Source organism: Pseudomonas paracarnis (assembly GCF_904063055.1).
GTDB lineage: Bacteria > Pseudomonadota > Gammaproteobacteria > Pseudomonadales > Pseudomonadaceae > Aquipseudomonas > Aquipseudomonas paracarnis.
Genome location: NZ_CAJFCN010000049.1, coordinates 1 through 603, shown reverse-complemented (window position 1 = coordinate 603; position 603 = coordinate 1). Strand labels below are relative to the sequence as shown.

Genomic DNA, 603 nt, shown 5'->3' with positions numbered 1-603 from the left:
TGCTGAGCAGTGCGGCGACGCCGATTAAGACGGTGCCGGCTGTGCCGTTGAAGGCGGGCGACACGCTGGTTTCGAACCCGGTGCCGATGGTGCGCGGCAAGGCCCAGCGCACGACGTTGGTCCGTCAGGAGCCTGTCGATGATGTGCCGGCCATGGCTTCAAATCCGAAGGGGGACGCGGCGGCGCCAGCGGACAAGACCATTACCCACGGTTGCCCGGTGTCGATGGTCACTGGCGAGGAATTGCTCACCCTCACCGACGGCGCGCTGGACGGGATTTTGCCGTTTGAGTGGACACGGCTGTATCGCACTAGCGCGGTGGAGGTCGATTGTGAGCTGGGGTTGGGTTGGAGCCATGCGCTGGCTCATCGGCTGGTGGTGTCGGGCGATTCGGTGGTGTGGACTGACCATGAGAACCGCTCGACTACCCTGCCCTTGCCCACCGACTCTCGGCCCGCGATCACCAATAGCCTGGCTGAAGCGGCGATCTATTTGGGTTCGGCGCCTGACGAGTTGGTGCTGGCCCAGGCCTCGCGTTTTTATCACTTTCGCGACGGTGTGCTGGTCTCGATCAGCGACGCGTATGACAACCGGCTGCGCCTTT

Annotated in this window: 1 protein-coding gene; it reads left to right on the top strand. The window is 63.7% G+C overall.

Features of this window, described 5'->3' with window-relative positions:
* Positions 1–603: DUF6531 domain-containing protein (locus tag JMV15_RS27815; protein ID WP_235991969.1), on the top strand; the 603-nt coding region annotated here is incomplete at both ends.